26 protein-coding genes are annotated in these 24168 nt (G+C 71.3%); 7 read left to right on the top strand and 19 right to left on the bottom strand.

All coding sequences use genetic code 11. The features are described 5' to 3' along the window. Positions 1-40: 40 nt before the first annotated feature. The gene (locus tag KZX17_RS04625; RefSeq protein WP_248170474.1) at positions 41-652 is read right to left on the bottom strand and encodes a hypothetical protein; all 612 of its coding nucleotides are present in this window, start codon (positions 650-652) and stop codon (positions 41-43) included. 76 nt (positions 653-728) lie between these two features. Here KZX17_RS04625 and KZX17_RS04620 point away from each other — a divergent pair, with 76 nt between their 5' ends. After that, positions 729-2189 (top strand): sugar porter family MFS transporter, encoded by a 1461-nt coding sequence (locus tag KZX17_RS04620; RefSeq protein WP_248170475.1) that lies wholly within the window; start codon positions 729-731, stop codon positions 2187-2189. Between the two features lie 101 nt (positions 2190-2290). On the opposite strand, the gene KZX17_RS04615 is transcribed toward KZX17_RS04620, so the two are convergent. Next, positions 2291-3355: a histidinol-phosphate transaminase gene (locus tag KZX17_RS04615; RefSeq protein WP_248170477.1), complete on the bottom strand. Its 1065-nt coding sequence runs from the start codon at positions 3353-3355 to the stop codon at positions 2291-2293. A gap of 85 nt (positions 3356-3440) precedes the next feature. On the opposite strand from KZX17_RS04615, the gene KZX17_RS04610 reads away from it, so the two are divergent. After that, positions 3441-3833, top strand: a complete 393-nt coding sequence (locus KZX17_RS04610; protein WP_248170479.1) for a phage holin family protein — start codon at positions 3441-3443, stop codon at positions 3831-3833. On the opposite strand, the gene KZX17_RS04605 is transcribed toward KZX17_RS04610, so the two are convergent. Further along, positions 3805-5112: a hypothetical protein gene (locus KZX17_RS04605; protein WP_248170481.1), complete on the bottom strand. Its 1308-nt coding sequence runs from the start codon at positions 5110-5112 to the stop codon at positions 3805-3807. The genes KZX17_RS04610 and KZX17_RS04605 overlap by 29 nt on opposite strands. After that, the gene (locus tag KZX17_RS04600) at positions 5112-5405 is read right to left on the bottom strand and encodes a hypothetical protein (protein ID WP_248170483.1); all 294 of its coding nucleotides are present in this window, start codon (positions 5403-5405) and stop codon (positions 5112-5114) included. Before KZX17_RS04600 ends, KZX17_RS04605 begins: the two co-directional genes overlap by 1 nt. Positions 5406-5584: 179 nt before the next feature. Here KZX17_RS04600 and KZX17_RS04595 point away from each other — a divergent pair, with 179 nt between their 5' ends. Beyond that, positions 5585-6019, top strand: a complete 435-nt coding sequence (locus tag KZX17_RS04595) for a low molecular weight protein-tyrosine-phosphatase (RefSeq protein WP_248171654.1) — start codon at positions 5585-5587, stop codon at positions 6017-6019. Positions 6020-6062: 43 nt separating this feature from the next. Beyond that, the gene (purB, locus tag KZX17_RS04590; RefSeq protein WP_248170485.1) at positions 6063-7427 is read left to right on the top strand and encodes an adenylosuccinate lyase; all 1365 of its coding nucleotides are present in this window, start codon (positions 6063-6065) and stop codon (positions 7425-7427) included. 31 nt (positions 7428-7458) lie between these two features. Here purB and KZX17_RS04585 read toward each other — a convergent pair whose 3' ends face one another. Continuing rightward, complete coding sequence (locus tag KZX17_RS04585) at positions 7459-7818, bottom strand: hypothetical protein (protein ID WP_248170486.1); 360 nt, start codon at positions 7816-7818, stop codon at positions 7459-7461. Next, entirely contained in the window at positions 7815-8450 is a 636-nt protein-coding gene (locus tag KZX17_RS04580; protein ID WP_248170487.1) for an acyl-CoA synthetase, read from the bottom strand. The genes KZX17_RS04585 and KZX17_RS04580 overlap by 4 nt, the downstream gene beginning before the upstream one ends. A gap of 96 nt (positions 8451-8546) precedes the next feature. Here KZX17_RS04580 and KZX17_RS04575 point away from each other — a divergent pair, with 96 nt between their 5' ends. Next, on the top strand, positions 8547-9692 hold the full coding sequence (locus tag KZX17_RS04575) for a sorbosone dehydrogenase family protein (protein ID WP_248170488.1): 1146 nt from the start codon (positions 8547-8549) through the stop codon (positions 9690-9692). On the opposite strand, the gene KZX17_RS04570 is transcribed toward KZX17_RS04575, so the two are convergent. The 6 genes from KZX17_RS04570 to KZX17_RS04545 form a co-directional block, all read right to left on the bottom strand. Next, the gene (locus KZX17_RS04570) at positions 9667-10119 is read right to left on the bottom strand and encodes a hypothetical protein (RefSeq protein WP_248170489.1); all 453 of its coding nucleotides are present in this window, start codon (positions 10117-10119) and stop codon (positions 9667-9669) included. The two genes, KZX17_RS04575 and KZX17_RS04570, sit on opposite strands and share 26 nt — an antisense overlap. A 211-nt stretch (positions 10120-10330) precedes the next feature. Next, positions 10331-11323: a DUF2332 domain-containing protein gene (locus KZX17_RS04565; RefSeq protein WP_248170490.1), complete on the bottom strand. Its 993-nt coding sequence runs from the start codon at positions 11321-11323 to the stop codon at positions 10331-10333. A 77-nt stretch (positions 11324-11400) separates the two neighbouring features. Then, positions 11401-12213, bottom strand: a complete 813-nt coding sequence (locus tag KZX17_RS04560) for an alpha/beta fold hydrolase (RefSeq protein ID WP_248170492.1) — start codon at positions 12211-12213, stop codon at positions 11401-11403. 73 nt (positions 12214-12286) lie between these two features. Beyond that, positions 12287-13798 (bottom strand): MATE family efflux transporter, encoded by a 1512-nt coding sequence (locus KZX17_RS04555; RefSeq protein ID WP_248170494.1) that lies wholly within the window; start codon positions 13796-13798, stop codon positions 12287-12289. A 164-nt stretch (positions 13799-13962) separates the two neighbouring features. Beyond that, positions 13963-14796: an aldo/keto reductase gene (locus KZX17_RS04550; protein WP_248170496.1), complete on the bottom strand. Its 834-nt coding sequence runs from the start codon at positions 14794-14796 to the stop codon at positions 13963-13965. Positions 14797-15029: 233 nt separating this feature from the next. Next, entirely contained in the window at positions 15030-15788 is a 759-nt protein-coding gene (locus KZX17_RS04545) for an ABC transporter permease (protein ID WP_248170497.1), read from the bottom strand. Positions 15789-15917: 129 nt separating this feature from the next. Between KZX17_RS04545 and KZX17_RS04540 the strand changes: the two genes are divergently transcribed. After that, positions 15918-16550 carry a sigma-70 family RNA polymerase sigma factor gene (locus KZX17_RS04540; protein WP_248170499.1) on the top strand — a complete coding sequence of 211 codons (633 nt, stop codon included), beginning with the start codon at positions 15918-15920 and terminating at the stop codon, positions 16548-16550. A 45-nt stretch (positions 16551-16595) separates the two neighbouring features. Here the strand turns inward: KZX17_RS04540 and KZX17_RS04535 are convergent, their stop codons facing one another. From KZX17_RS04535 to KZX17_RS04515, 5 genes are all read right to left on the bottom strand, one after another. Then, positions 16596-18248 (bottom strand): FAD-binding dehydrogenase, encoded by a 1653-nt coding sequence (locus tag KZX17_RS04535; protein WP_248170501.1) that lies wholly within the window; start codon positions 18246-18248, stop codon positions 16596-16598. Then, positions 18249-18617, bottom strand: a complete 369-nt coding sequence (locus KZX17_RS04530; RefSeq protein WP_248170503.1) for a hypothetical protein — start codon at positions 18615-18617, stop codon at positions 18249-18251. 96 nt (positions 18618-18713) lie between these two features. Next, entirely contained in the window at positions 18714-19574 is an 861-nt protein-coding gene (locus tag KZX17_RS04525; RefSeq protein ID WP_248170505.1) for an SDR family oxidoreductase, read from the bottom strand. Continuing rightward, positions 19571-20362 carry a thioesterase family protein gene (locus KZX17_RS04520; protein ID WP_248170507.1) on the bottom strand — a complete coding sequence of 264 codons (792 nt, stop codon included), beginning with the start codon at positions 20360-20362 and terminating at the stop codon, positions 19571-19573. The genes KZX17_RS04525 and KZX17_RS04520 overlap by 4 nt, the downstream gene beginning before the upstream one ends. A gap of 52 nt (positions 20363-20414) precedes the next feature. Further along, positions 20415-21422 carry an SDR family oxidoreductase gene (locus KZX17_RS04515; protein WP_248170509.1) on the bottom strand — a complete coding sequence of 336 codons (1008 nt, stop codon included), beginning with the start codon at positions 21420-21422 and terminating at the stop codon, positions 20415-20417. A gap of 279 nt (positions 21423-21701) precedes the next feature. On the opposite strand from KZX17_RS04515, the gene KZX17_RS04510 reads away from it, so the two are divergent. Then, complete coding sequence (locus KZX17_RS04510; protein ID WP_248170510.1) at positions 21702-21947, top strand: hypothetical protein; 246 nt, start codon at positions 21702-21704, stop codon at positions 21945-21947. Positions 21948-22494: 547 nt separating this feature from the next. Here the strand turns inward: KZX17_RS04510 and KZX17_RS04505 are convergent. Both KZX17_RS04505 and KZX17_RS04500 read right to left on the bottom strand, forming a co-directional pair. Next, complete coding sequence (locus KZX17_RS04505; RefSeq protein ID WP_248170511.1) at positions 22495-22899, bottom strand: hypothetical protein; 405 nt, start codon at positions 22897-22899, stop codon at positions 22495-22497. A 12-nt stretch (positions 22900-22911) separates the two neighbouring features. Continuing rightward, the gene (locus tag KZX17_RS04500; protein ID WP_248170512.1) at positions 22912-24162 is read right to left on the bottom strand and encodes an FAD-binding protein; all 1251 of its coding nucleotides are present in this window, start codon (positions 24160-24162) and stop codon (positions 22912-22914) included. Positions 24163-24168 lie beyond the last annotated feature (6 nt).

The following is a 24168-nucleotide window of genomic DNA, read 5'->3' as shown; positions in this document are numbered from 1 at the left end:
ACACGCCGCGGGGCACCGCACATCGCAACAGGCGAACGGGTCAGCCGCGATCCAGGAAGACGCCGACGCGATCGCCGCGCAGGACGAACTGGACCGCGCGCCCCTCGGGGAGATCCTCGTACTGCGCCGCTTGGTCGTCGTCGAGTCGGAAGACGACCGTGGCCGGGAAGACGCCCGTGGAACAGTCGCTCGAAAGCGGGCCCTCGACGCCGGCGGCGGGGTCGAACTCCCGCGGCGAAGGGACGAGCTCGGTCGGCAGGACGTCGAGACACTCGACCCGCTCGCCCTCGCCGAACTCGAGCCTCGAGACGAAGAGCGTGAGCCCCTCGTACTCGAAGACCGGAGCGCCCTCCGTCCGCCCGAAGAACCCCACCGGCACCACGACACCGGTGCTCGGTCGCAAGGTGGTCGTCTGCCGCACGCCGGCAGAGCTCGGCACGGGGGTGATCACCGCGGCGCCGTACGCCGCACCCGCGCCGATGACGGCACCGATGACGACGGAGGCGATCCACAGCGCCGGCCGGACCCCGGGGCGACGCCACAGGCGCACGAGTCGCGACGGTTGCGGCTCCTCTCGGGCGTGACGCGCGGGTTCGGGGTCGCCGGGCGTCGGCGAGAGCTCCGTCGACGACGGCTCCGCCGGCAGGGGCATCCTTCGTCCGTATCGGTTTTCGGCGCGCGCGCAAGACCAGGCGCGGCGCGCCTGTGCCGGAGTACCGTGACCGCTCATGAGCACTACCGGGACCATTCCTGCCGACGCGTTCTCGATGAAGAGCCCCTACGGGCGCCGAGCGATCGGCCTCTCGGTCGCCGCGGCGGTCGGCGGGTTCCTCTTCGGCTTCGACTCGTCCGTCATCAACGGCGCCGTCGACTCGATCGAGCAGAACTTCGAGCTGAACAGCGTCCTCACCGGCTTCGTCGTCGCCGTCGCGCTCCTCGGATGTGCCGCGGGTGCCGTCCTCGCAGGCGGTCTCTCGGACCGCTGGGGCCGCCTGAAGACGATGATGCTCGGCGCCGTGATGTTCCTGGTCTCGTCGATCGGGTCCGGGCTCACCTTCAGCGTCCCCGACCTCATCGTCTGGCGCATCATCGGTGGCATCGGGATCGGCATCGCCTCGGTCGTGGCACCCGCCTACATCGCCGAGATCGCACCGCGCCAGATCCGCGGCAGCCTCGCGTCGCTGCAGCAGCTCGCGATCACGCTCGGCATCTTCGCCGCCCTCCTGTCCGACGCGATGCTCGCGAACTCAGCGGGCGGCGCCTCGGAGCAGCTGTGGCTGGGACTCGAGGCGTGGCGATGGATGTTCCTGGTGGGCATCGTCCCGGCGGCGGTCTACGGCATCCTCGCCTTCACGATGCCCGAGTCACCGCGCTACCTGCTCGCGAAGGGCCGCACCGACGAGGCCCGCGAGATCTTCGCGCGGCTGGTGCCGCAGGCGGACCTCGACAAGTCGGTCAACGAGATCCGGAACGCGATCGAGGACGACCGCAAGAGCAAGGGCGCCTCGCTGCGCGGACCGGTCCTCGGCCTGCAGGGCATCGTCTGGGTGGGCATCATCCTGTCGACGTTCCAGCAGTTCGTCGGGATCAACGTGATCTTCTACTACTCGACCACGCTGTGGAAGGCGGTCGGCTTCGACGAGAGCAACTCGCTGCTCATCAGCGTCATCACCTCGGTCACGAACGTCGTCGTCACCCTGATCGCGATCTGGCTCGTCGACCGCGTCGGCCGCAAGCCGATCCTGCTCACGGGCTCGGTGCTCATGACCCTGTCGCTCGCGACCATGGCGATCGCATTCGCGTTCGCCGTCACCGTCGACGGCGAGGTGTCGCTCCCCGGCGCCTGGGGCCCGATCGCGCTCGTCGCGGCGAACCTGTTCGTCGTCGGCTTCGGCGCATCGTGGGGACCGCTGGTCTGGGTGCTCCTCGGCGAGATCTTCCCGAGCCGCATCCGCGGCAAGGCCCTCGGCGTCGCCGCCGGCGCCCAGTGGATCGCGAACTTCCTCATCACGGTGTCGTTCCCGGCGATGTCGGGATGGTCGCTCCCGCTGACGTACGGCATGTACGCCCTGTTCGCGGCCCTGTCATTCGTCTACGTCGCCTGGCGCGTGCCCGAGACGAAGGGCATGGAGCTCGAGCAGACCGAGACGCTCTTCGTCCGGAAGCCCAAGGAGCGCGCAGGACGCTGACCTGCGGTCCCCGGAGCGTCAGCCCGCGCGGCTTCGGGGGACGCGAATCGTCGAGCGTCGGGCACCCGGGCGACAGACCGGGTCCCCGGAGCATCAGCAGGTCAGCCGCGAACGGTTGCCGCGACCTCGACCACGCGGTCGAGGGACTCCTCTTCGCCCACCGAGATCCGCACGCCGTCGCCTGCGAACGGGCGGACGACGAGGTCGGCGGCCTCGAACGCCGCGGCGACCTCGAGCGACCGGTCGCCCGCCGGCAGCCAGACGAAGTTGCCCTGCGCGATCGGGACGTCCCAGCCGATCTCGCGCAGGCGCGCGACGAGCCGGTCGCGCCGCTCGGCCACGACGGCGACGCGCTCGCGGAGCTCGTCCTCGGCGTCGAGGCTCGCAAGGGCCGCCGCCTCGGCCTGGGCCGTGACGGAGAGCGGGATGCCGGCGCTCCGCGCGGCGTCGAGGATGCGGGGGTGCCCGACCGCGTAGCCGATGCGGAGCCCCGCGAGGCCGTACGCCTTCGAGAACGTGCGCAGCAGCACGACGTTGTCGTGACCCGCGGCGACGACCGTCTCGCCGTTGACGGCGGCGGGATCGGTGACGAACTCGGCGTAGGCCTCGTCGAGCACGATCAGCACGTCGCTCGGCACGGCGGCGACGAACGCGTCGAAGTCCTGCTGCGAGACGACCGCACCGGTCGGATTGTTCGGCGTGCACACCAGCACCATCCGCGTCCGGTCGGTCACGGCGGCGGCGATCGTGGGCAGGTCGTTCGCGGCGGCATCCGTCAACGGCACCATCACCGGGGTCGCACCGGTCACGGTCACGATCCCCGGGTACGCCTCGAACGAGCGCCACGGCACGACGATCTCGTCGCCGACGGATGCCGCTGCCTGCGCCAGCTGGTACAGGATCGACACCGATCCTGCCGCGATGTGGATGCGGTCGTCCGCCACGCCGAAGCGGTCGGCGAGCCGGCTGCGCAGGCGGGCGGCGAGCGCGTCGGGGTACCGGTTGAAGGTGACCGCGTCGCGCACCGCCGAGACGACGCCCGGCAGGGGATCGAACGGGTTCTCGTTGCTGGAGAGCTTGTAGGCGGCCGGCCCCGCCTGCTTCCCCTGCTTGTACGCGGGCAGCGCGGCGATCTCGGGGCGAACGCGGACGGGCATGTCGGTCACGGGATGAGTCTACGAGCGCGGGCCCGCGCGCAGGTGCCCGGCATGCCCCGTCGTCGCCGGGTATCGCGCATGCCAGACTTCGCTCATGCGCTTCATCATCCGTGTCGTGATCAACGCGTTCGCGATCTGGGTCGTGACCCTCATCGAACCGCTCCGAGTCGAGGTGACCCCGTTCGCACCGGGCGAGACCCTGCAGCTCGTCCTCTCACTGCTCGCCGTCGCCGCCGTCTTCGCGATCGTCAACACGGTCATCGGGACCGTGCTGAAGATTCTCGCCTTCCCGCTCTACATCCTCACGCTCGGCCTCATCTCCCTCGTGATCAACGGCTTCCTGTTCTGGCTGACCGGATGGTTCACCGAGTGGTGGGGCTGGGGTCTGACCGTCGAGTCGTTCTGGCTCGGCGTGGTCGCCGCGCTCGTCATCTCGATCATCAACTTCGTGTTCGGGATCATCCTGCGTCCGCAGACGCGGGAGTGACGCCCTCCTGCGCCTCGTAGACGAAGACCTCGACCGACTCGGCCGCCTGGAACTCCGCCAAGCGGTCGCGCACGGCATCCATCCGCGGATCCGACGACGCGTCGAGCAGCTGCGCGGTCTCGGTGTAGGCGTCCATCTGATGGGCGACGACCCGGAGGTCACCCAAGGAGGGCAGCGGATCGGCGTTACGCTCGACCACCATGCTGCCCGCCGCGCCGATCGAGGCATCGTGACCTCCCGCCGCCAACAGGGGCACCGGGTCATCGCTGTGGCGGAAGTCGATCTGCGTGGTCCCGGCACCCACATCCGCCTGGACCGGGTTGCCGAAGCCGACGAGCATCGGCACGTCGTACTCCTTCTCGAGCGCGAGGCGACTCGCGACCATCGCGCCCTGGGAGTGGCCGCTCACCATCACCGAGTCACCCGGCCGTGCCCCGGCCTTCTGCAGCGCGGTCCGCGCGGACTCGTATGAGGGTGACGCCATCCCGGCGTACAGCGGGGTGTTCGACGACATCCCGAAGGCCCCCACGTCCCCCTGCATCCGTGTGCCTGTGAGGTAGAGGGCGAACCGTCTGCCGCCGTCCGGCATCGTGTACCGCTCGACCCGGATGGCGCCCACACCCTCCGTCGACGGCAGCCGACGGGCGATGGCCGCCATGGAGGTCGGGGCGGTGCCCTGCCGGGCCTGTACGAGCGAGACGGTCGGTGCCGGGCCCGAGCCGATGAGCCTGCTGCCCTCGGGGATCGTTCCCAGTCCGGCCCTGCGGACGGTCCCCGCCCCCAGCACGAACGCTGTCATCAGCAGCGGTGTGACACCGGTGCCGATCGTGCCCCAGTACAGCTGCGCCCCCACCGTCGCGAAGGGGTTCGGCGCCTCGGCGATCGCCCGCTCGGCGATCTCCGCGGCCGCCGGCGAGGATGCCCCGAGTTCGTCGATCCGCCGGGCGATGAGCGCGGCATCCCGGCGATCATGTGCGTCGTCGCCACGCATCATCGTCTGGCGCGCCTGCAGCTCGACGAGCTCGTACGCGGTGGCCGTGTCGCGGAGCGCGGTGACGAGGTGGCCACCCTGGTCGCGGACGGTCTCGGCCGTGGCGGCGGGGTGCGCGGCCCCCGCCCCGCCGATGAGCACGCCGCGCAGCATGCGGTCGGCGGCCGCGAGCGTCTCACGCAGCGTCTCGGCGTCGGCGGCGGCCAGGCTCGCCTGCGCAGCCGCGTGGCGAAGCGTGTCGGTGTCGACTGCGACGACGCGACCGCCGCGGATCTCGATGTCGCCCATCAGCCGGTCGCCTGCAGCCAGCTGCGGTCGGACTGTACCTGCGCGAGCGTCGACTGGATCGACATCGACAGTCGAAGCGCCTCGCCCTCCCACGCGGAGACGGCGCTGCGGAACGCATCGGCGGCGGAGGCCCGCCAATCGACGAGGTGGGCGAGCCGTCGGACGGCGCCGAGCAGCTGCAGCGCCTGGTCGTCCGCCTGCCGGAGGAGGGCGATCGCGGCGTCGAGCGCGGCGAGACGCTCTTCGAGCGGGGCTCCCCACAGGTACGGCGAGGGCGTGGCCGGGTGCGACATGCCGAGACTCTCGCCCCCGGCATCCGCCCGTCGGCGCCGTGCGCCGCGCGACGTGGATGCCGCATCCGATGTTCGGCCTGTGCAGAAGGCGCGTCGGTCAGCACAATGGAGGGGTGTCTGCGCCCGAGGATGCCTTCCGCGTCGTGTTCGTGTGCACGGGCAACATCTGCCGGTCGCCCATGGCCGACGTCGTCTTCCGCTGGTTCGTGGACCAGGCGGGGTTCGGCGACCGCGTGATCTCGACCAGCGCCGGCACCGGTGAATGGCACGTGGGTGAGCGCGCCGACGAGCGCACGCTCGAGGCGCTCGACCGTCGCGGCTACGACGGCACCCGGCACCGGGCTCGCCAGTTCAGCCCCGATGACTTCGATCGCAACGACCTCGTCATCGCGCTCGACCGCTCGCACGAGCGGATCCTCTCGGAGTGGGCGCGGAGCCCCGCGGACGCCGACAAGCTCTCGCTGCTGCTGAGCTTCGACGCGCGCCGCGACGGCGTGCTGGATGTGCCCGACCCGTACTACGGCGGCCCCCAGATGTTCGATGACGTGCTCGGTATGATCGAGAGCGCGAGCCGGGCGCTCTTCCGGCAGCTCGAACCCGCGCTTCGCCGGTGAGCGCACCCCCACCGAACGGAGTCGCGTGTCCTCCCTGCCCTCGATGTCCCTGAGTCCCCTCGACGGACGCTACGCCCCCGCGGTCGCGCCGCTGACCGAGTTCCTCTCGGAGGCTGGGCTCAACCGGGCCCGCGTCGAAGTCGAGGTGGAGTGGATCATCACGCTCACCGACCGCGGCCTGTTCGGCTCGTCGGCCCTCACGGACGCGCAGAAGGAGTCGCTCCGCGCCCTCTACCGCGACTTCGGCGCCGATGAGATCGGCTGGCTCGCCGAGAAGGAAGCCGTCACCCGTCACGACGTCAAGGCGATCGAGTACCTCGTGCGCGACCGGCTCTCGTCCCTCGGGCTCGACGCGATCGCCGAGCTCACGCACTTCGCCTGCACGAGCGAGGACATCAACTCCGCCTCGTACGCCCTCACCGTCCAGCGCGCCGTCGAGCGCGTCTGGCTGCCGAAGCTGCAGGCCGTCATCGCCTCGCTGACGCAGTTGGCCGAAGAGCACCGGGATGCCGTCATGCTCTCGCGCACGCACGGTCAGCCGGCCACGCCCTCGACCATGGGCAAGGAGCTCGCCGTCTTCGCCTGGCGCCTGCAGCGCGTCGCCGCGCAGATCGCCGGCGGCGAGTACCTCGCGAAGTTCTCGGGCGCGACCGGCACCTGGTCGGCGCACCTCGTCGCCGAGCCGGACGTCGACTGGCCCGCGCTCTCCCGCGGCTTCATCGAGGGGCTCGGCATCGGCTTCAACGAGCTGACGACGCAGATCGAATCGCACGACTGGCAGGTCGAGCTCTACGACCGCGTGCGGCACGCCGGCGGCATCCTCCACAACCTCGCCACCGACGTGTGGACCTACATCTCCATGGGCTTCTTCGCGCAGATCCCCGTCGCGGGCGCGACCGGCTCGTCGACGATGCCGCACAAGATCAACCCGATCCGGTTCGAGAACGCCGAGGCGAACCTCGAGATCGCCGGCGGCCTGCTGAGCACGCTCGCGCAGACCCTCGTGACCTCGCGCCAGCAGCGCGACCTCACCGACTCGACCACGCAGCGCAACATCGGCGTCGCCTTCGGCCACTCGCTGCTCGCGCTCGACAACCTGCAGCGCGGCCTCACCGAGATCTCGCTGTCGCGCGATGTGCTGCTCGCCGACCTCGACGCGAACTGGGAGGTCCTCGCCGAGGCGATCCAGACCGTCGTCCGCGCCGAGATCGTCGCGGGTCGCTCGCAGATCACCGATCCGTACGCGTTGCTGAAGGACCTGACCCGTGGGCGGCGCGTCGGCGCACCCCAACTCGCCGAGTTCGTGAACGGTCTCGACATCGGGGATGCCGCGAAGCAGCGTCTGCTCGCCCTGACGCCCGCCGGCTACGCAGGCCTCGCCGACCGGCTCGTCGACCTGCTGCGCTGACCGGCGCCGGCGCGCTGCGCCGTGCCTGCGGTCAGTGCCCGCGGGGCGGAGCCGCCCCGCGGTCGCCGTCGCCCTCGGGGCGGGCGTCGGCGTCGTCCTCGGGGTCGAGGAGCAGGCCGCGGTCGACGGGCTTGGCGACCTGCGCCGGGTCGATGACCAGGAGCAGCAGCGCCATGATGACGAGCGTCGCGATGAAGGTGATGCCCGCGACGATGCCGCCCACCGCCCAGGCTCGCAGCTGCTGGTCGACGTCCTGACCGGGACGTCCCTCCTGCAGGACGCCCATCGACACCAGGGTCACGATGCCCGCGAAGACCGCCGCGATCAGGGCGAAGCCGAGCAGCTGCACAGGACGCATCAGGTCGCGACGGGTGGGGTTCTTCTCGCTCATGCGCGGCCTCCAGCGGCATCCGATTCGACCGGCTCAGCGGCTGCGGCGGGCCGCGGCGAGAACGCCGCGATCCCGAGGTAGACGGCCACGATGGCGGCGTAGCCCCCGAACACACCGACGCCGATGGTGGTTCCGGTGAGGGTGAAGGAGCGCTCCGCCTCGTCGACGAAGTAGTCGAGGGAGTACGTGCGCGGGATGACGACGAGGGCGATCCCGAGGATGGTCGTGAGGATGCCGACGAACACCGCTTCGCGCGAACCTTCGGTGCCGCGGCGTCGCCCGACGAGGCCGATGATCAGTTCGGCGACGCCCGTCACCAGGGCCCAGACGAGCACGACCCAGAAGAATCCATCGGTCGTGCGCAGCGCGGGCAGCGTCGCGATCATCGCCGGGATCAGCGTCAGGATGCCGAGAAGGACCGCCTGCCACCGCTCACCGGCCGGGAACACGAGCCACGCCGACAGCAGCAGCACGAGGGCGGTCGCCACGCCGAAGCCGCTGAAGACGGACGTGCCGACTGCGGCCGAGTGATCGATCGAGAACGTGATCATGACCGCCGCGATCGCCGCGAAGAAGGCGCGCGCCATCTGCAGGTGGCGCACCTCGAAGGAGCGGGGGGCGGTCTCGGGCATGCGGATGCTTCTCACGGAGAGGGACGGGATGCCTCCAGTTTAGGTCGTCAGCCTGCTCACGGCCTGCGCGTGAGCCGGATGCGGTTGACTTGGCGCATGTCCTCCCGCCGCCGATCCGTCCGTTCCGCCGCCGGTCTGGGCCTCGCCGCAGCGCTCGCGCTGACGGGCTGCGCGGCACCGGACGAGCCCGAGGCGGCGTCCCCCGGAGCGACGGCGACCCCGACCCCCACCCCCACGCCGACCCGGACGCAGACCTCGACGCCGACGCCGACCCCGACGCCCGTGCCCGAGACGCCGCGCACGGTCGTGAGCGGACTGGACGCTCCGTGGTCGATGGCGGTGCTGGGCGAGACCGTCTTCGTGAGCGAGCGCGACAGCGCCCGCATCCTCGAGACCTCCCCCGCCGGCGACACCCGCGAGCTGGTCACGGTCGAGGGCGTCGTGCACAGCGACGAGGGCGGCCTGCTGGGTCTGGCCACGGACGGCGACGCGCTCTACGTGTATTCGACCGCGCGCAGCGGCAACCGCGTGCAGCGCTATGCGCTGTCGGGTGAGCCGGGGTCGTACCGGCTCGGCGCACCGACGTCGGTGATCGACGGGATGCCGGCGGGCACCCACCACAACGGCGGTCGCATCGCGTTCGGACCCGACGGCATGCTCTACATCGCGAATGGCGACACGAGCGACGAGCCGGCATCGCAGAACCCTGATTCGCTCGCGGGCAAGATCCTGCGGATCGGCCCCGACGGCTCGGTCCCCCGGGACAACCCCGTGGCGGGCTCGCCGGTGTACAGCCTCGGCCACCGCAACGTGCAGGGGTTCGCGTGGGCGACCGACGGCACGATGTTCGCGAGCGAGTTCGGTCGGAACTACCGCGACGAGCTCAACATCATCGAGCCGGGCGGCAATTACGGCTGGCCCTACGTCGAAGGCACCGGAGGCGAAGGCGACGGGTTCATCGACCCCGTCCAGACCTGGTCGACGGATGCGGCGAGCCCCAGCGGCATCGCGATCGTGAATGACACGATCCTCATCGCGAACCTCCGGGGCGAAGTGCTGCGCGCCGTGCCCGTGGCCGATCCCTCGACCTCGACGGACCTCTCCGGCGAGTACGGTCGCCTCCGCGACGTCGTCGCCGGTCCCGACGGCACCCTCTTCGTCCTCACGAACAACACGGACGGGCGCGGCTCGCCGCGGGACGGCGACGACCGGATCGTCAGTCTCGCGGTGCCGCGCGCCTGACCTGTTCGCGGATGCGCTGCTCGACGACATCCGTCATCTCGATCACGGCGAACGAGACGGGCCACATCGGGCCGTCGTCGAGCTGCGCGGTCTCGTCGAAGCTGACCGTGCCGTAGCGGGTCTTGAACTTCGACGCCGGCTGCCAGAAGACGACGACCTTGCCGTCCTTCGCATAGGCCGGGAAGCCGTAGAACGTCTTGGGGTTCAAGTGCGGCGCCTCTTCGAGGACGATGACGTGGACGCGCTCGGCGATGATGCGGTCGGTGCCCTCGAGCGCTGCGATCGCGTCGAGGCAGGCCTGGTTCTCCTTCTCGATCTTCGCGAGGCCCTTCAGCCCCTTCATCGCCTTCAGCTCCTCGGCGCGCTGCTGCATCGCCGCCTTCTCGGCGTCGCTGAAGCCGACGCCCTCGCTGGTCTTGCCTGCCATGGTGATTCCTTCCGGTCTCATGCCGATCGTGCCACCCGCGAGGGCGTCGGGCGAGGGGGCGGCCGGCGCCGAGCCGTCGGAGGGACGCGAATCGTCGTCGGGCGGACAGCATGGCGGCGCATCGGGTCCCCGGAGCGGGGCCGGCAGCGTTCAGGGGACGCGAAGTGTCGCCGCAGGCTACGGACGCGACCGATTGCCTCCCCGGGACGGGTCAGAGCGCGCGGTAGCTGCGGCCGTGCGGATGCGTGAGCGCGACGGGCTCGCCGTCCCTCGCGAGGATGAAGCGGTGCCGCTCCTCCGGCGGGGCGACGCGATCGAATTCGGGGAAGACGCCGACGCCCTCGTTCGAGAGCCACACGGCATCCGTGTCCGCCATGGTCCGGCGGAATCGCGCACGGTCCTCCGGCGTCAGGTAGGCGAGCACCGCGGTGTGGAAGACGACGAGCGTCGCACCGGCGGGGGCGGATGCCGCGGCATCCGCGATCAGGTCGTTCAGGTCGCCGGCGCGGATCTGCACAGGGTCGGCTGCCGCGACGGCCGCCGCGGCCCGCAGCCGTTCACGCCGGTCCTCGTGCTCCGGCCAGATGAGGGCGTCGAGCCACGCGAGGGTGTCGGGATCTGCCGGATCGAGCGGGTGCAGATCGATGCCCGCCCGCCACACGACCTCCGGCAGGTGCATCGGGGTCGCGGCATCCGCGATCGCGCAGTCGATGCGCACACCGCTGCCACCCTGGGGGTCCAGCACGGTGACGGTGCCTGCGGCGTCGGTGTAGCGGTACGCGTAGCGGTCGGGGTGCAGGCACAGTCCCGCCGAGGCGCCGACCTCGAGCAGGGCGAGGGGGCCCGGGATGTCGCTCAGCTGCGGCAGCAGCACGGCGCAGCGCGCGGCCTCGTTGGTCTGCGTCGCGCGGGTCATCGCTGTCCGGCGGATGGCGGGCCATCGCGCGATCACCTCGGCGCGCGCCAGCGGCCAGGGGGCGACCGGAACCCCGGCGACCCGGGCCGCCGCGAACACGAGGTTCGCCTGCCGCTTCTCGCGCGGCAGCTCGCCCAGCAGCGCCAGCACCTCGGCGTCATCGGCGACCCCGAGAGCCCACTCCTCGTAGGTCGCCGACGATCCGCGTGCTTCGAGCGCACCGAACGTGCGGTAGTGCTCGGCGGTCGGGGAGTCCGACGCGACGCCCCAGGACGGCAGATCGGTCATGGCGCGAGCGTACCGCCGGGCGAGGTCCCGATACGGCCGGGTACGGTGCGGCGATTCCCGGCCGGAGTGGGACCTCGTCAGCGCACGGGCGACCCCTCGGCGAGGAACGCCAGCGCGGCCTCGCGGAACGCGCGGGATCCCGGCGCGTTGAAGTGATGGCGGTCGGGGATCTCGACGAAGCGGCCCTGCGGGGTCGCGGATGCCAGGGCTTTCGAGCCCTCGATGATGCCGTCCTTCGACCCGGTGGCGAACAGCACGGGCTGGCCGGGCGCGCGGCTCGGGTCGGGGTCGACCGTGCCGGTCGCGCGCATGCCGCGGGCGATCGCGAGCAGCGCGCGCAGATCGTTGCCCGGCACGCGTTCGGTGAGGGCGATGTAGTTGCCGGTCACGGCATCCGTCACCGGGGTCCCCTCGTCGACGTAGGCCTGCACCTGGTCGAGGTCCAACCGGCCGAGCGGCACCCCGTCGGGCACACCGCCGAGCACCACGCGGTCGATGCGCGGCTCGAGATCGCGCGCGACCTCCCAGCCGACACGGGCGCCGAGCGAGTACCCGACGTACAGCGCCTCGTCGACGAGGTAGGTGTCGAGGACCGCTTCGACATCGGCCACCATCGTGCGGAGCGCATAGGCCGCGGACTCGTGCGGCTTGTCGCTGGCGCCGTGGCCGCGCTGGTCGACGGCGAGCACCCGGTAGCCGGCTCGCAGCAGGTCGCGCACCCAGCCGGTGTTGACCCAGTTGTCGCGCGCGCTCGACGCGAACCCGTGCACGAGCAGCACGGTCGTGGCATCCGGCTCGCCCCACTCGTACGTCGCGACCCGGTAGCCGTCGCCGACCATCACGAACCGCGGGTCGGGGATCTCGGTGAGCGCGGGGAAGGGAGAGGACATGCCCCGATTGTGCACCCGACCAGGCCCTCCGCACGCATCGTGACGCGGGCCTTGCGTACGAGGGCTCAGACCGTCAGCGCCTGCGCGCGAGACGCCGCGACGCGCCGGGGCGACGACGCAGGGCGCGGTGCATCCGCGAGGTCGGCTGCGGCAGCCGCACCGGCTGGGTCACGACCGTCTCGACCGTCATCGAGCCGTCGACGGGACCGAGGACTGCGATCGGCGTCGTCGGCGTGATGGTCATCGGCGCGCTCGGCATGGTCGCGAGCATCCGGTGCGCGCGAACGTACGCGGGGATCAGGATGACCGCCGCGCCGAACCAGGCGAGCGGGTTCGACCAGGCGACGCCCACGAACCCCATCGTCGCGCCCAGCACGATCGCGGCCGCAGCGCGCGCGAAGAGCTCGACGACGCCCGTGACGGTCGGGATCACGGCGTTGCCGAGTCCCTGCAGGGCGCCGCGGGTGACGAAGAGCACGCCGAGCGCGGTATAGCTCACGCCGTTGATGACGAGCATCGACACCGCCATGTGCACCACGTCGTCCGCACCGTCGCCGATGAAGACCCGCACGATGGGCGCACCGAAGGAGATGAGCAGGATGCCGAGGGCCACCGCCCCGCCGACGGCCATCCACGTCGCCTGCACGACGCCCTTGCGGATGCGGTCGGGCCGGCCGGCGCCGTAGTTCTGCGCCACGTACATCGAGACCGCGAGCGACATCGACTGCAGCAGGGCGACGGCGAGACCGTCGACACGCGATGCCGCGGTGTAGGCCGCGACCGCGTCGGCGCCGATCGAGTTGAGCGCCACCTGCACGATGAGCGCCCCGATCGCGATGATCGACGCCTGGAACCCCATCGGCAGTCCGAGACGCAGGTGCGAGACCACGTCGTCGCGGGTGATGCGCCAGTCGTCGCGGCGCAGGTGCAGCTCGGGGATGCGACGGCGCACGAACTCGAGGCAGAGGAGCACCGACACCGCCTGGGCGAGGACGGTCGCGAGGGCTGCGCCGGCGACGCCGAGACCGAGCCAGGCGACGGCGGCGATGACGAGCACCACGTTGAGCGCGCACGAGATCACGAGGAAGACGAGCGGTGTGCGCGAGTCCCCGATGGCGCGGATGACCGCGGAGAGGAAGTTGAAGAACATCAGCGCGCCGGCGCCGAGGAAGCTGATCTGCGTGAAGATCGTCGCGTCGGCGAGCAGCTCGGGCGGGGTTCGCAGGGCGACGAGCGCCGGCTCGGCCAGCAGCGGTGCGCCGACCGTCAGCAGCACCGTCGTGATCGCGCTGAGGACGGCACCGGTGGCCACGGACCGGCGGACGGCCGCGGCATCCTGCGCCCCGTAGGCCTGCGCCGTGGGAATGGCGAAGCCGGAGGTGAGGCCCCACGCGAAGCCGAGGAGCAGGAAGAGGAGGCTGCCCGTGGCGCCGACCGCGGCGAGCGCGTCGACGCCGAGGAGGCGTCCCACGACGATCGTGTCGGCGAAGTGGTACAGCTGCTGCACCACATTGCCGATCATCAGCGGCACGGTGAACAGGAGGATGACACGCCAAGGGCGGCCCGTCGTGAGCGAGGTGGCCATTCGAGCTTTCGAGGGGTTCGGAGGAGGACCGGAATCGGATTCAACGCAGCTTTCGAATCGATTCGGAGAGACACTCGAGTGTATCGAAGCATTCCTGGACAACGGAAGAGTGCGCGCACGGAAACGGGGGCGCCGCTCGCGCGACGCCCCCGTTCCGGAGTGGATCAGAAGGTCGCGGTCTCCGGGTTGGAGCCCACGCGCAGTCCGCGGTCGAGTCCGTTGATGGCGGCGACCTCGTCGTCCGTGAGCTCGAACCCGAACACGTCGATGTTCGTCGCGATGCGCTCGGGCGTCGAGGACTTCGGGAAGACGATGAGGCCCTCCTGCAGGTGCCAGCGGATGACGACCTGCGCAGGGCTCACGCCGTGCGCCTCCGCGGCGTCGGCCACGGCCTGCTCACCGAACAGGTCGTACTTGCCCTGACCGAGCGGGCCCCAGGCCTCGGTGCGGATGCCCTTCGGCTCCTGGAACGCACGCAGCTCGCGCTGCGCGAACGCGGGGTGCAGCTCGATCTGATTGATCGCCGGCACCGTGTCGGTTTCGTCGAACAGACGCTGCAGATGCTGCTGGTGGAAGTTCGAGACGCCGATCGAGCGCGACAGGCCCTCGCTCTTGAACGCCTCGAGCTGCTGCCACGTCTCGACGTAGACGTCCTTGTCGGGCCGCGGCCAGTGGATGAGGTAGAGGTCGACGTGGTCGAGCCCGAGCTTCTCGAGGCTCGCCTCGATGGCGGGCCGGGCCGTGTCCCGGCCCTGCTCGGAGTTCCAGAGCTTCGTCGTGATGAACAGCTCGTCACGCGGGATGCCGGAGGCGGCGATCGCTCGGCCGACACCCTCCTCGTTCCGGTACGCGGCGGCCGTGTCGATGTGACGGTAGCCGGCTTCGAGCGCGACGCTCACGATGCGCTCGGCCTCCGCCGGGTCGACCTGGAAGACGCCGAAGCCGAGCTGGGGGATGCTGTGTCCGTCATTGAGGGAGAGAGTGGGAACGGTGGTCATGGCGTCCACCTTGGCACCGGCATCCGCCGCCATCGCACGCCTTGACGCGGCGCGCCGGATGCGGCAACGGTCGGGCCGGGGGTCACCCCTAAGCATCCACATCATGTACTGGCAACCAGTACACACGTCGTGCGCGGTACAGGACATGTGATGTCGGCGAGAGCACATGATGTGGACAGGGGCGGCGCGGGGCGGGGCAGCGGGGCGGGGCAACGAAGCCGCGCGCCCGCCGCTCAGCGCACGCGGCGCCCGTACGTCACGACCGCGATGACGGCGGCCGCGAGGAGGATGCCGACGCACCACGCCAGGGCGACCCAGACGTCCGAGCCGACCGGGCGTGCGGTGAGGAGGTCGCGCAACGCGTTCACGATCGAGGTGGTCGGCTGGTGCTCGGCGAACCATCGCACGGGGCCGGGCATCGTCGCGGTCGGCACGAACGCCGAACTGATGAACGGGAGGAAGATGAGCGGATACGAGAACGCGCTCGCCCCGTCGACCGTCTTGGCCGAGAGCCCGGCGATGACCGCGATCCATGTCAGCGCCACGATGTACACGACCAGGATGCCGACGACCGCCAGCCAGCCGAGCGGACCCGCCGCCGGGCGGAAGCCGGCGACGAACGCGACACCGACGACGAGCGCGAGCGACACGAGGTTCGCCACGAGCGAGGTCAGCACGTGCGCCCAGAGCACCGCGGACCGGGCGATGGGCATCGACTGGAACCGTTCCACGATGCCGCCCTGCAGATCGAGGAACAGCCGGTAGGCGGTGTAGGCCACGCCCGAGGCGATCGTGATGAGCAGGATGCCGGGGAGCATGTAGTCCACGGAGGCCTCGGCTCCGGTGTCGATCGCGCCGCCGAAGACGAACACGAACAGCAGCATGAGGGCGATCGGCGTCACTGCGGTGGTGACGATCGTGTCGGGGCTGCGGAGGACGTGCCGGAGCGACCGGCCGAGGAGTGTGGCGGTGTCGCCGACGACGTGCGTCATGACGGGTCCCTTCGAGGTGGGTCGGTGTTGCCGCCGACGATGCATTCAGATGAGTGGAAATCGGCTAGCACCATCGGGGCCGCTCGGCAAGCGCTGCGATGCGCGGGGCGCGGGGCGCAGGATGCAGACATGTCGGAAACATCCCCTCCGGTGACGGACGATGAGCTCACGGGCCTCATCGCCCGGACGGCGTCGCAGGACGTCGCCGCGTTCACCCGCCTGTACGACCTGACCTGCGGCGCGGCCTACGCCCTCGCCGTGCGTGTGACGGGTCATCACCACCTCGCCGAGGAGGTGCTGCAGGAGGCCTACGTCCACGTGTGGCACCACGCCGGGCGCTTCGATGTCGAACGCGGGCGGCCGCGGACCTGGGTGCTCATGCACGTCCATCGCCGCGCCGTCGACTGCGTCCGCGCGGTGCGGGCTGCGAGCGAGCGCGACCGATCCGACGGGATGCGGGCGGTCGCCGCGACCGGCGGCGACATCGCCGACGACGTCCACCTGCGCGTGGAGGCCGCCGCCCTGCGGCTCCACCTCGCCGACCTCACCGTCGAGCAGCAGCGTGTGATCGCACTCGCCTACTTCGGCGGATACAGCCAGTCCGAGATCGCAGCCCTGACGGGCGACCCGCTCGGCACCGTCAAGTCGCGGACGCGCTCCGCCCTCGAACGGTTGCGCGCGGCGATGCGCCCGCCGACCGCGCCCGTGCCGCTCCCCCGCGCGCCCCTGGCGCAGGTTCCGCCGACCGAAGCCGTCGCGTAGCGACGTCCCTCTGCCGGCGCGCCCCGACGGTCGCGCCGTGCGAGCTCAGACGGCGGCGGCCATCGCGCGGCCCGCGACGCGACCGGAGAAGATGCAGCCGCCGAGGAACGTGCCCTCGAGCGCGCGGTAGCCGTGCACGCCGCCGCCGCCGAAGCCGCTCGCCTCACCTGCAGCGTACAGACCCGGCACCGGTTCCCCCGACGCGGCGAGGGCCCGCCCGGACAGGTCGGTCTCGATGCCCCCGAGGCTCTTGCGCGTGATCACGTGCAGCCGCACCGCGATCAGCGGCCCCGCCTTCGGGTCGGCGATCGGGCCGGGCGTCGCGACCCGCAACAGCTTGTCGCCGCGATACCGCCGCGCCTGCCGGACGGCGGTGACCTGCGCGTCCTTCGTGAACGGGTTCGTCATCTCGCGGTCGCGCGCGTCGAGTTCGAGCCGCACACGGTTGACGTCGAGCAGAGGGGATGCCTCCCGCATCCGCTCGAGGAGTTCCGGCACCGTGCGGGCGACGACGAAGTCCGCGCCGCGTGCCTTGAAGGCCTCGACCGGAGCTGTCGCGCGCCCGCGCTGCAGGCGCTGTGCGAGCAGCCGGACGTCCTTCCCGGTGAGGTCGGGATTCTGTTCGCTGCCCGACAGGGCGAACTCCTTCTGCAGGATCGCCTGGTTGAGCACGAACCAGCTGTGGTCGTGGCCGGCGCGGACGATGTGCTCGAGGGTGCCGATCGTGTCGAACCCCGGGAACAGCGGCGTGGGCAGGCGGTGACCGGTGGCATCCAACCACAGCGACGACGGTCCGGGAAGGATCCGGATGCCGTGGCGCGGCCACACCGGATCGTGGTTCCGGATGCCTTCGACGTAGTGCCACATGCGGTCGCCGTTGATGAGACGCGCACCCGCCTCGGCCGCGACGCCCAGCATCCGTCCGTCGACGTGGGCCGGTACACCGGAGAGCATCGACTCGGGCGCGGGGCCCATCCGCGCGGGCCACTGCGCCCGGACGAGGTCGTGGTTGCCGCCGATGCCGCCGCTCGAGACGAGCACGGCCCCAGCGCGGAAGGTGAACTCGCGCGTCTCGTCGCGATTGCTCGGGGCGCCGCGCTCCGCGTCGTCGGGGGCGAGGACGGCGCCGCTGACACCGACGACCCGTCCGCCGGCGACGTCGACGCGGTCGACGCGATGGCGGAATGCGATGTGCGCGCGGCCCGCCGCGGCACCCTCGAGCACGCGGCGGACGAACGGCTCGAGCACGCCGGGGCCGGTACCCCACGTGATGTGGAATCGCGGCACGGAGTTGCCGTGCGACGTGGCGCGGTCGCCGCCGCGCTCGGCCCATCCCACGACCGGGAAGAAGCGGATGCCGCGCTCGCGCAGCCAGGCGCGCTTCTCACCCGCTGCGAACTCGAGGTACGCCTCCGCCCAGGCGCGCGGCCAGCGATCCTCGGGCCGGTCGAAGCCGGCGGAACCGAGCCAGTCCTGCCGGGCGAGCTCGAGCGAGTCCTTCACACCGAGCCGGCGCTGCTCCGGTGAGTCGACGAGGAAGAGGCCGCCGAAGGACCACCAGGCCTGCCCGCCGAAACTTGCCTCGGGCTCCTGCTCGACGATGAGCACCCGCTTGCCGGCGTCGAGGAGTTCGGATGCGGCGACCAGCCCGGCCAGTCCCGCGCCGACGACGATCGCGTCCGCGGCATCCGTCGTCACTCAGTGCATCCCGGTCATACGGTCCCACTCGAGGGACTTGAACTGCAGGAACATGCAGAGGTTGCCGGCCATCGTCACCTCGGCGCCGAGGGCGACGAGGGAGTACGGCGAGAGTGTCGCGTCCGACGGCCGGGCGGTGAGGGTCGTCGCCCACTCGGCCCTGTCGATGCCGACCGGCTCCATGTAGATGTCGGCGTTGGCGTTGACGAGGTGCACGACCACGAGGCCGGTGTCCCGTCCGTCCGAACCGTCCTGCACGGCGACTTTGATGGTCGTCGCGTTGCTGTGCCAGGTGGCCATGAACTCGGCGACCCACTGTTCGAGCAGGTCCTTCGACCGCACCGGCACTCGGGTTGGATCCTCGCTCACGCTCGGATCATCGCACGATCCGCGGACATGTGCGATCACGGGCGTGCGTGGGGCGTGCGGATGGGCGCGCAGGGGGCCTCGCGCTGCACGGCGTCGCTACAGGCTGAAGCCGCCGTCGCTCGTGAGCACCTGCCCGACGATCCACGCGCCCTCGGCGGTCGACAACCAGCCGATGAGCGCCGCGGGGTCGCTCGGCACACCGACCCGCCCGAACGGCGTCGCGCGGATCCATTCGTCGAGGCCGTCGACGTCGCGGTCGGCGGTGTCGTGGTCCATGTAGCCGGTGTTCACGGGACCGGGGTTGACGGTGTTCAGCACGATGCCGAGTTCGAGCAGCTCGGCCGCGACACTGCGGGTGATCCCGGCGAGCGCCGCCTTGCTCGTGGCGTAGCCGATCTCACCGCGCATCGCGCCGTGCCCCTGCCCGGACGTCATCCAGAAGACGCGCCCGGTCGGCTCGGCGTACGGCTTCTCGCCTTCGATCGTGTCGCCCGGGCGGCGACGCCCCGACTGCGGGGGCGCGAGACGGCGCGCGAACTCCGCGGTGAGCAGCAGGGTCGACCTGGCATTGGTGCTCCAGAACGCGTCGAGTCGGTCGCCGGTCATGTCGAGGATGCTGCCGTCGCCGCCGCTCTTCGCGTGGTTGCAGACGAGGATGTCGAGGCGTCCGGTGAGGCCGGAGGCGGCGTCGATCAGGCGCGGGATCGCCGCGGCATCCGTCAGGTCGGCCTCCGCGTCGCCGAAGGCCCCACCGTCGACGAGTGCCGAGCGGATGCCGTGCCGCACCTCGTCGAGATCGTCGCCGCCCCACGGCTGGTCGAGGTCGTGCGGCCGCCAGTGCTGCACGAACACGCTCGCGCCGAGGGCCGCCAGGCGCGACGCCACGGCGAAGCCGATGCCCCGGCGGCGCGAGACGCCGGTCACGAGTGCGGTCCTGCCCGCGAGCGGGAGGGTCATCGGCCGGGCCGGACGGTGAGGGACTGGACGACCGAGCCGACGACGCCCCGCTCGTCGTGGAGGACGGTCTGGGTCATGCCGAGCCCCGAGGCGCCGAAGGTGACGGTCGTGTCGAAGCCGATCCAGCCGTCCTCGGGCTCGCGCACGAGGTGCAGGGTGAGGTCGAGATTCGGGAACGCGACCTCGCGCGGGTCCGCCCGGGGAGTGATGCCGTTGGCGATGTCGACGAGCGAGACGAGGCGGGCGGTGGTCGACACCGGCTCGCCGTCGAGCAGGGGCACAACGGGGAGGATCCAGGTCCAGCCGCGGCCGGGCTCCTGCTGCTGACGACGCACCTCGCCGACCGTGGCGATGAACTCGCCCGGCCACGCGGACGACGGGTCGACGCGTTCGAGCGCGTCGCGCGGCGGCATCGACGGATGCGCCGAGCCGGCCACCGCGTCGGTGTCTCGGGTGTGCATGAGCCAGGCGCGCGCGACGAGTGCGGGCCGCCCGGTGTGCGCGAGCGTGGCCTCGACGAGCTCGATGCTGCGTCCCGGCCGCAGCACGCGGCAGGTGACCTCGACCTCGTCGATCGGGATCACGCCGAGGATGTCGACCGAGAGCCGTGACAGCTGCATCGGCTGCGGGCTGCGCGTCGTATGGTCGACCTCGATCGCGTGGGCGAGCAGGCCGATCGGCGGGGCGACGTGCTGCTCCGCGACGTTCCAGGCTCCCCCGGTGAGACTCGTCGGACGGAACCTGGTCGCATCCGTCCGTTCAGAAGCGATGCGATCGAAGTAGGGCACGAGTACGGATGCTACCCGTGCCGCTTCCGGCAGGCGGATCCGGGCGCGGGTGTCAGCGTCGCAGGAGCTTGACCGCCCCCGCGATCCCGAGTGCGCCGAGAACGGATGCCGCGCCGTACAGCCCGCGCCGGTGGCGCAGCGCGCGGGTCTGGATGCTCTCGCCGCGCGCGCGGTCGTCGAATGCGCCGTGGGCGCCGTGATCGCCGGGGACCGGCTCGTAGAGGTTGGGCGGGGTCGTCGACGTCCCCTTGTCGTCGGCGAATTGCCCCTCCCAGGCGTTCTTGGCGAGGTACCAGTCCATGAAGCGACCCGCCACCCGGGTGCCGAGGACCAGACCCACGGTCGACTCGCCCACCCAGGTGCGGCGGCGGGGCCTGTCGGCGACGTCCCCCACGGCGCGCGCGCCGACCTCGGGCTGGTAGATCGGCGGGACCGGCTGAGGGTGCTTCGAGAACGGCGACTTCACCCAGCCGAACTGGGTCGTGTTGAGCGCCGGCATGTCGACGATGGAGACCGCGACGGCGCTCCCCTCGTGGGTGAGCTCGGAGACGACGGAGTCGGTGAAGCCGTGCACGGCATGCTTCGACCCGCAGTACGCCGCCTGCAGAGGGATGCCCCGATGAGCCAGCGCCGATCCGATCTGGATGATGTGGCCCCGGTCGCGCTGCCGCATCCGCTGCAGTGCGGCGCGCGTGCCGTTCACCGTGCCGAGGTACGTGACCTGCGTCGCACGGTCGTAGTCCTCGGGTGTCGTGTCGAGGAACGGAGCGATCGACCCGGACATGACGTTGTTCACCCACAGGTCGATCTCGCCGAGCTGCGACTCCACCTCGGCGGCGGCGGCTTCGACCGCCGCGTTGTCGGCGACGTCGACGGAGACGCCGTGCGCGCGGCGACCCTTCGCGCGGACCTCGGCGACTGCGGCATCCACCCCGTCCCTGCCGCGGGCGAGGACGGCGACATCCCAGCCGCGGTCCGCCAGCTCACGGACGATCGACCGGCCGAGGCCGGCGCTGCCGCCGGTGACGACGGCGACGCCTCGGGATGTGGTGCTGCTCACGTCGGACTCCTCCCGCGGGGCCCGACCGGATGCCGGGGGCCTCCGTCGGAGTCGAGCGCTCCGGAGGGCCATCCTTCGCCGGGCGCGGCGGCGCGGACATCCGCTTGCCAGTCCGCGGGCGATGCAGTACGGGCGGAAGGGTCGGTGCGGGTCGGGACTGATCGCGCGTCGTTGCGGGTCGGGGCTGATCGCGCGTCGTTGCGGGTCGGGACGCAAGCGCATCGCGGGGCGGAGCGCAAGCCCAGGACCGCCGGGCGGGCCCGCGGTTAGCGTCCCGGCATGAAGAGCTCAGAGATCCGCTGGAACGACGAAGCACGCACGAAGATCCTCGACGACGCCGACCGGGTGCTCCGCGACGCCGTCGTCGAACTGGCCGGCTCGGGAAACGAGATGACCTCCGACGAGGCGTTCGCCGAACTCACGAGCAGGCTGAAGGACAAGTTCATCGACTGGGAGCCCGGCCCCGACCTGCGCAAGTACGCCGACGCCATCGCGAGCGGCGAGGTGGAGACCGACGGGTCGTGATGCTCCGCCGCACGTGAGGTGTGGGATGGGGGGTCGGGCGGGTCGGGTTTCAGCCCATGTGCCGAAGCCGGACGCCGTGCGCGGGGCGTGGGTCCTCGCGTGCCGGGCGCCGTGCGTCGGATTCGGAGAATGTCGCCGGATTCGGATGCGGGGGGCCGTCCTGGTCCGAATCCGGCGCGCTCCTCCGCATTCGGTGACCTCTGCCGCCCCCCCCGGGTGAGGGAAGTCTCATCTCCAGGGTGTGGAAACCGGCCGTTCCGGGACGGCTTCACACCGTTCTGACGATGACGGTCGCGGCAGCTCCATACGAGCCCGGCTGCGCCACCGAGCCGCACTCCCTTCCCGATGCCGTCGCACCCGCGCGGCGGCATCCGGCGACTGTCGGTCACCCCGGCGCGACGCTCCGCCAAGCGGAGAGGTCGGCCGCGTAGATCTCAGCCGGCAGCCCGGGATCTTCCGTGCTCACTCGCTCGAACACCCCGCCCGGCCCCGCCGTGCAAATCCCGGCCACCGCGCCCGTGACGAAGAAGGCATCCGCGAGGTCCCCTCACAGCATCGACCGGTTCAGGAACAGCAGGTACGTCTCGCCGTCCTCGAGCCTGGGGGGCTGACCTGGTGACCCCGCGCCATACTGCAGGACCTCCACCGTCGACGTCGTGAGCGGGCCCAACGGGTCCGAAGGGTGCGCGTCATCCACGGGCGCCGTGCCGAGATTCTCGGGGAGGTACTGCGTGACGACGTCCGCGACGACGCCGGTCGGGTCGTCCCCACCGCCGGGACGCGATGTCCCACCGACGGTCGCCTCGATGATCAGATCCGAACTGCCCACCAGCTCGTCGAGCGACTCGTAGATGAATGCTCGGCTCCCCGACACGCCCTGCGTGCATCCGCCGAGAAGGACGACCGCCGCACAGAGGCCCGCGGCCACCCCCGCCCGTCGCGCGAGCGCCATGGACTCACACGCTCACAGACCCAGCGCCCGCAGATACTCGTTGACGAACGCGCCGCGGGGGTCGAGTTCCCGCTGCAGCGTCACGAAGTCCGCCCAGCGCGGGTACAGCTCCGCGGGATCGCGCGGGGTGAACACCTTGCCCCAGTGCGGCCGCGCCCCGAATTCGGCGAGCGCGCCCTCCAGCGCCGGCAGCGCGGCGGCGACACCCTCCTCGTCCGACCGCCAGGTGAAGTGGAAAGCCACCGAATCGCGCCCAGAACTCGGCGACAGCCACAGGTCATCGCCCGCGACCGTGCGGATCTCGCACACCTGCAACACGGGAGCCAGCTTCGGCGACAGCGCCCGGATCGCGTCGAAGGCGTCCGCCGCATCCTCGATCGGCAGCAGGAACTCCGACTGCAGCTCCTCCCCGTTCGACGGCGTGAACTCGAGGCGGAAGTGCGGCAAGCGGTCCAGCCACGCGCCCGCCTCACCTCTTTGCACGGTGCAGGCCGCCGCAGACACCCCGGGAAGCGGATGCCGGGGGCCGCTTGCCTCGCGATCGCGCAGCGCCGCCGGGATCGGCAGCGGCGGAGCATCCGTTCGCTGCTTGCGCCACACCTGATCGACGTACGCGTCCTGCTGGAACGTCGTGAAGAACGAGACGCTGTAGGCCGATCCGGCGATGACGTCGAACGACTTCCGCACCGCCTCGAGCGGGACGTCGTCGTAGACGGTCTGCTCGATCTCATAGCTCGGCTCGATCGCCAGCTCGACGCTCGCGACCACGCCGAGCGCGCCGAGGCCGACGACGGCACCCGCGAGCGTGTCGTCCTGCTCCGTGAAGCGGACCAGCTCACCCGTCGAGGTCACCAGATCGAGCCCGGTGACCGCCGCGGCGAGCGAACGGTTCGCCACACCCGACCCGTGCGTGCCGGTGCTGACCGCACCCGCGACGGAGATGTGCGGCAGCGACGCGAGGTTCGCCAGCGCCCACCCCTGCTTCTCGAGCGCCTGCGCCAGCTCCCCGTAGCGCACGCCGCCCCCGACGCGGACGCGCCGACGCCCGGCATCCACCTGCACCGGGACGTCGAGCTCAGCGGTCGAGACGAGCGTGCCGGTGGTGTCGGCGATGCGCGTGAACGAGTGTCGCGACCCGAGGGCCTTCACAGAGTCGGATGCCGCGACCACGTCCCGCAGCTCGTCGAGAGTCCGCGGCGCGACGATCCGATCGGCCGAATAGCGGATGTTGCGAGACCAGTTCTCTCCTGCAGCGTCGCTCATGCGAGC

This window comes from Microbacterium sp. EYE_78, from assembly GCF_023149035.1.
Taxonomy (GTDB): Bacteria; Actinomycetota; Actinomycetes; order Actinomycetales; family Microbacteriaceae; genus Microbacterium.
Note: the sequence above shows the minus strand (reverse complement) of the source record. Positions and strands in the feature narration are given on the sequence as shown.

What these genes read in the sequence shown, in the direction of transcription:
- KZX17_RS04625 (WP_248170474.1), bottom strand. Translation starts at nt 652, where the DNA reads ATGCCCCTGCCGGCGGAGCCGTCGTCGACGGAGCTCTCGCCGACGCCC.
- KZX17_RS04620 (WP_248170475.1), top strand. Translation starts at nt 729, where the DNA reads ATGAGCACTACCGGGACCATTCCTGCCGACGCGTTCTCGATGAAGAGC.
- KZX17_RS04610 (WP_248170479.1), top strand. Translation starts at nt 3,441, where the DNA reads ATGCGCTTCATCATCCGTGTCGTGATCAACGCGTTCGCGATCTGGGTC.
- KZX17_RS04605 (WP_248170481.1), bottom strand. Translation starts at nt 5,112, where the DNA reads ATGGGCGACATCGAGATCCGCGGCGGTCGCGTCGTCGCAGTCGACACC.
- KZX17_RS04600 (WP_248170483.1), bottom strand. Translation starts at nt 5,405, where the DNA reads ATGTCGCACCCGGCCACGCCCTCGCCGTACCTGTGGGGAGCCCCGCTC.
- KZX17_RS04595 (WP_248171654.1), top strand. Translation starts at nt 5,585, where the DNA reads ATGGCCGACGTCGTCTTCCGCTGGTTCGTGGACCAGGCGGGGTTCGGC.
- purB (WP_248170485.1), top strand. Translation starts at nt 6,063, where the DNA reads ATGTCCCTGAGTCCCCTCGACGGACGCTACGCCCCCGCGGTCGCGCCG.
- KZX17_RS04585 (WP_248170486.1), bottom strand. Translation starts at nt 7,818, where the DNA reads ATGAGCGAGAAGAACCCCACCCGTCGCGACCTGATGCGTCCTGTGCAG.
- KZX17_RS04580 (WP_248170487.1), bottom strand. Translation starts at nt 8,450, where the DNA reads ATGCCCGAGACCGCCCCCCGCTCCTTCGAGGTGCGCCACCTGCAGATG.
- KZX17_RS04575 (WP_248170488.1), top strand. Translation starts at nt 8,547, where the DNA reads ATGTCCTCCCGCCGCCGATCCGTCCGTTCCGCCGCCGGTCTGGGCCTC.
- KZX17_RS04570 (WP_248170489.1), bottom strand. Translation starts at nt 10,119, where the DNA reads ATGGCAGGCAAGACCAGCGAGGGCGTCGGCTTCAGCGACGCCGAGAAG.
- KZX17_RS04565 (WP_248170490.1), bottom strand. Translation starts at nt 11,323, where the DNA reads ATGACCGATCTGCCGTCCTGGGGCGTCGCGTCGGACTCCCCGACCGCC.
- KZX17_RS04560 (WP_248170492.1), bottom strand. Translation starts at nt 12,213, where the DNA reads ATGTCCTCTCCCTTCCCCGCGCTCACCGAGATCCCCGACCCGCGGTTC.
- KZX17_RS04555 (WP_248170494.1), bottom strand. Translation starts at nt 13,798, where the DNA reads ATGGCCACCTCGCTCACGACGGGCCGCCCTTGGCGTGTCATCCTCCTG.
- KZX17_RS04550 (WP_248170496.1), bottom strand. Translation starts at nt 14,796, where the DNA reads ATGACCACCGTTCCCACTCTCTCCCTCAATGACGGACACAGCATCCCC.
- KZX17_RS04545 (WP_248170497.1), bottom strand. Translation starts at nt 15,788, where the DNA reads ATGACGCACGTCGTCGGCGACACCGCCACACTCCTCGGCCGGTCGCTC.
- KZX17_RS04540 (WP_248170499.1), top strand. Translation starts at nt 15,918, where the DNA reads ATGTCGGAAACATCCCCTCCGGTGACGGACGATGAGCTCACGGGCCTC.
- KZX17_RS04525 (WP_248170505.1), bottom strand. Translation starts at nt 19,574, where the DNA reads ATGACCCTCCCGCTCGCGGGCAGGACCGCACTCGTGACCGGCGTCTCG.
- KZX17_RS04510 (WP_248170510.1), top strand. Translation starts at nt 21,702, where the DNA reads ATGAAGAGCTCAGAGATCCGCTGGAACGACGAAGCACGCACGAAGATC.
- KZX17_RS04505 (WP_248170511.1), bottom strand. Translation starts at nt 22,899, where the DNA reads ATGGCGCTCGCGCGACGGGCGGGGGTGGCCGCGGGCCTCTGTGCGGCG.
- KZX17_RS04500 (WP_248170512.1), bottom strand. Translation starts at nt 24,162, where the DNA reads ATGAGCGACGCTGCAGGAGAGAACTGGTCTCGCAACATCCGCTATTCG.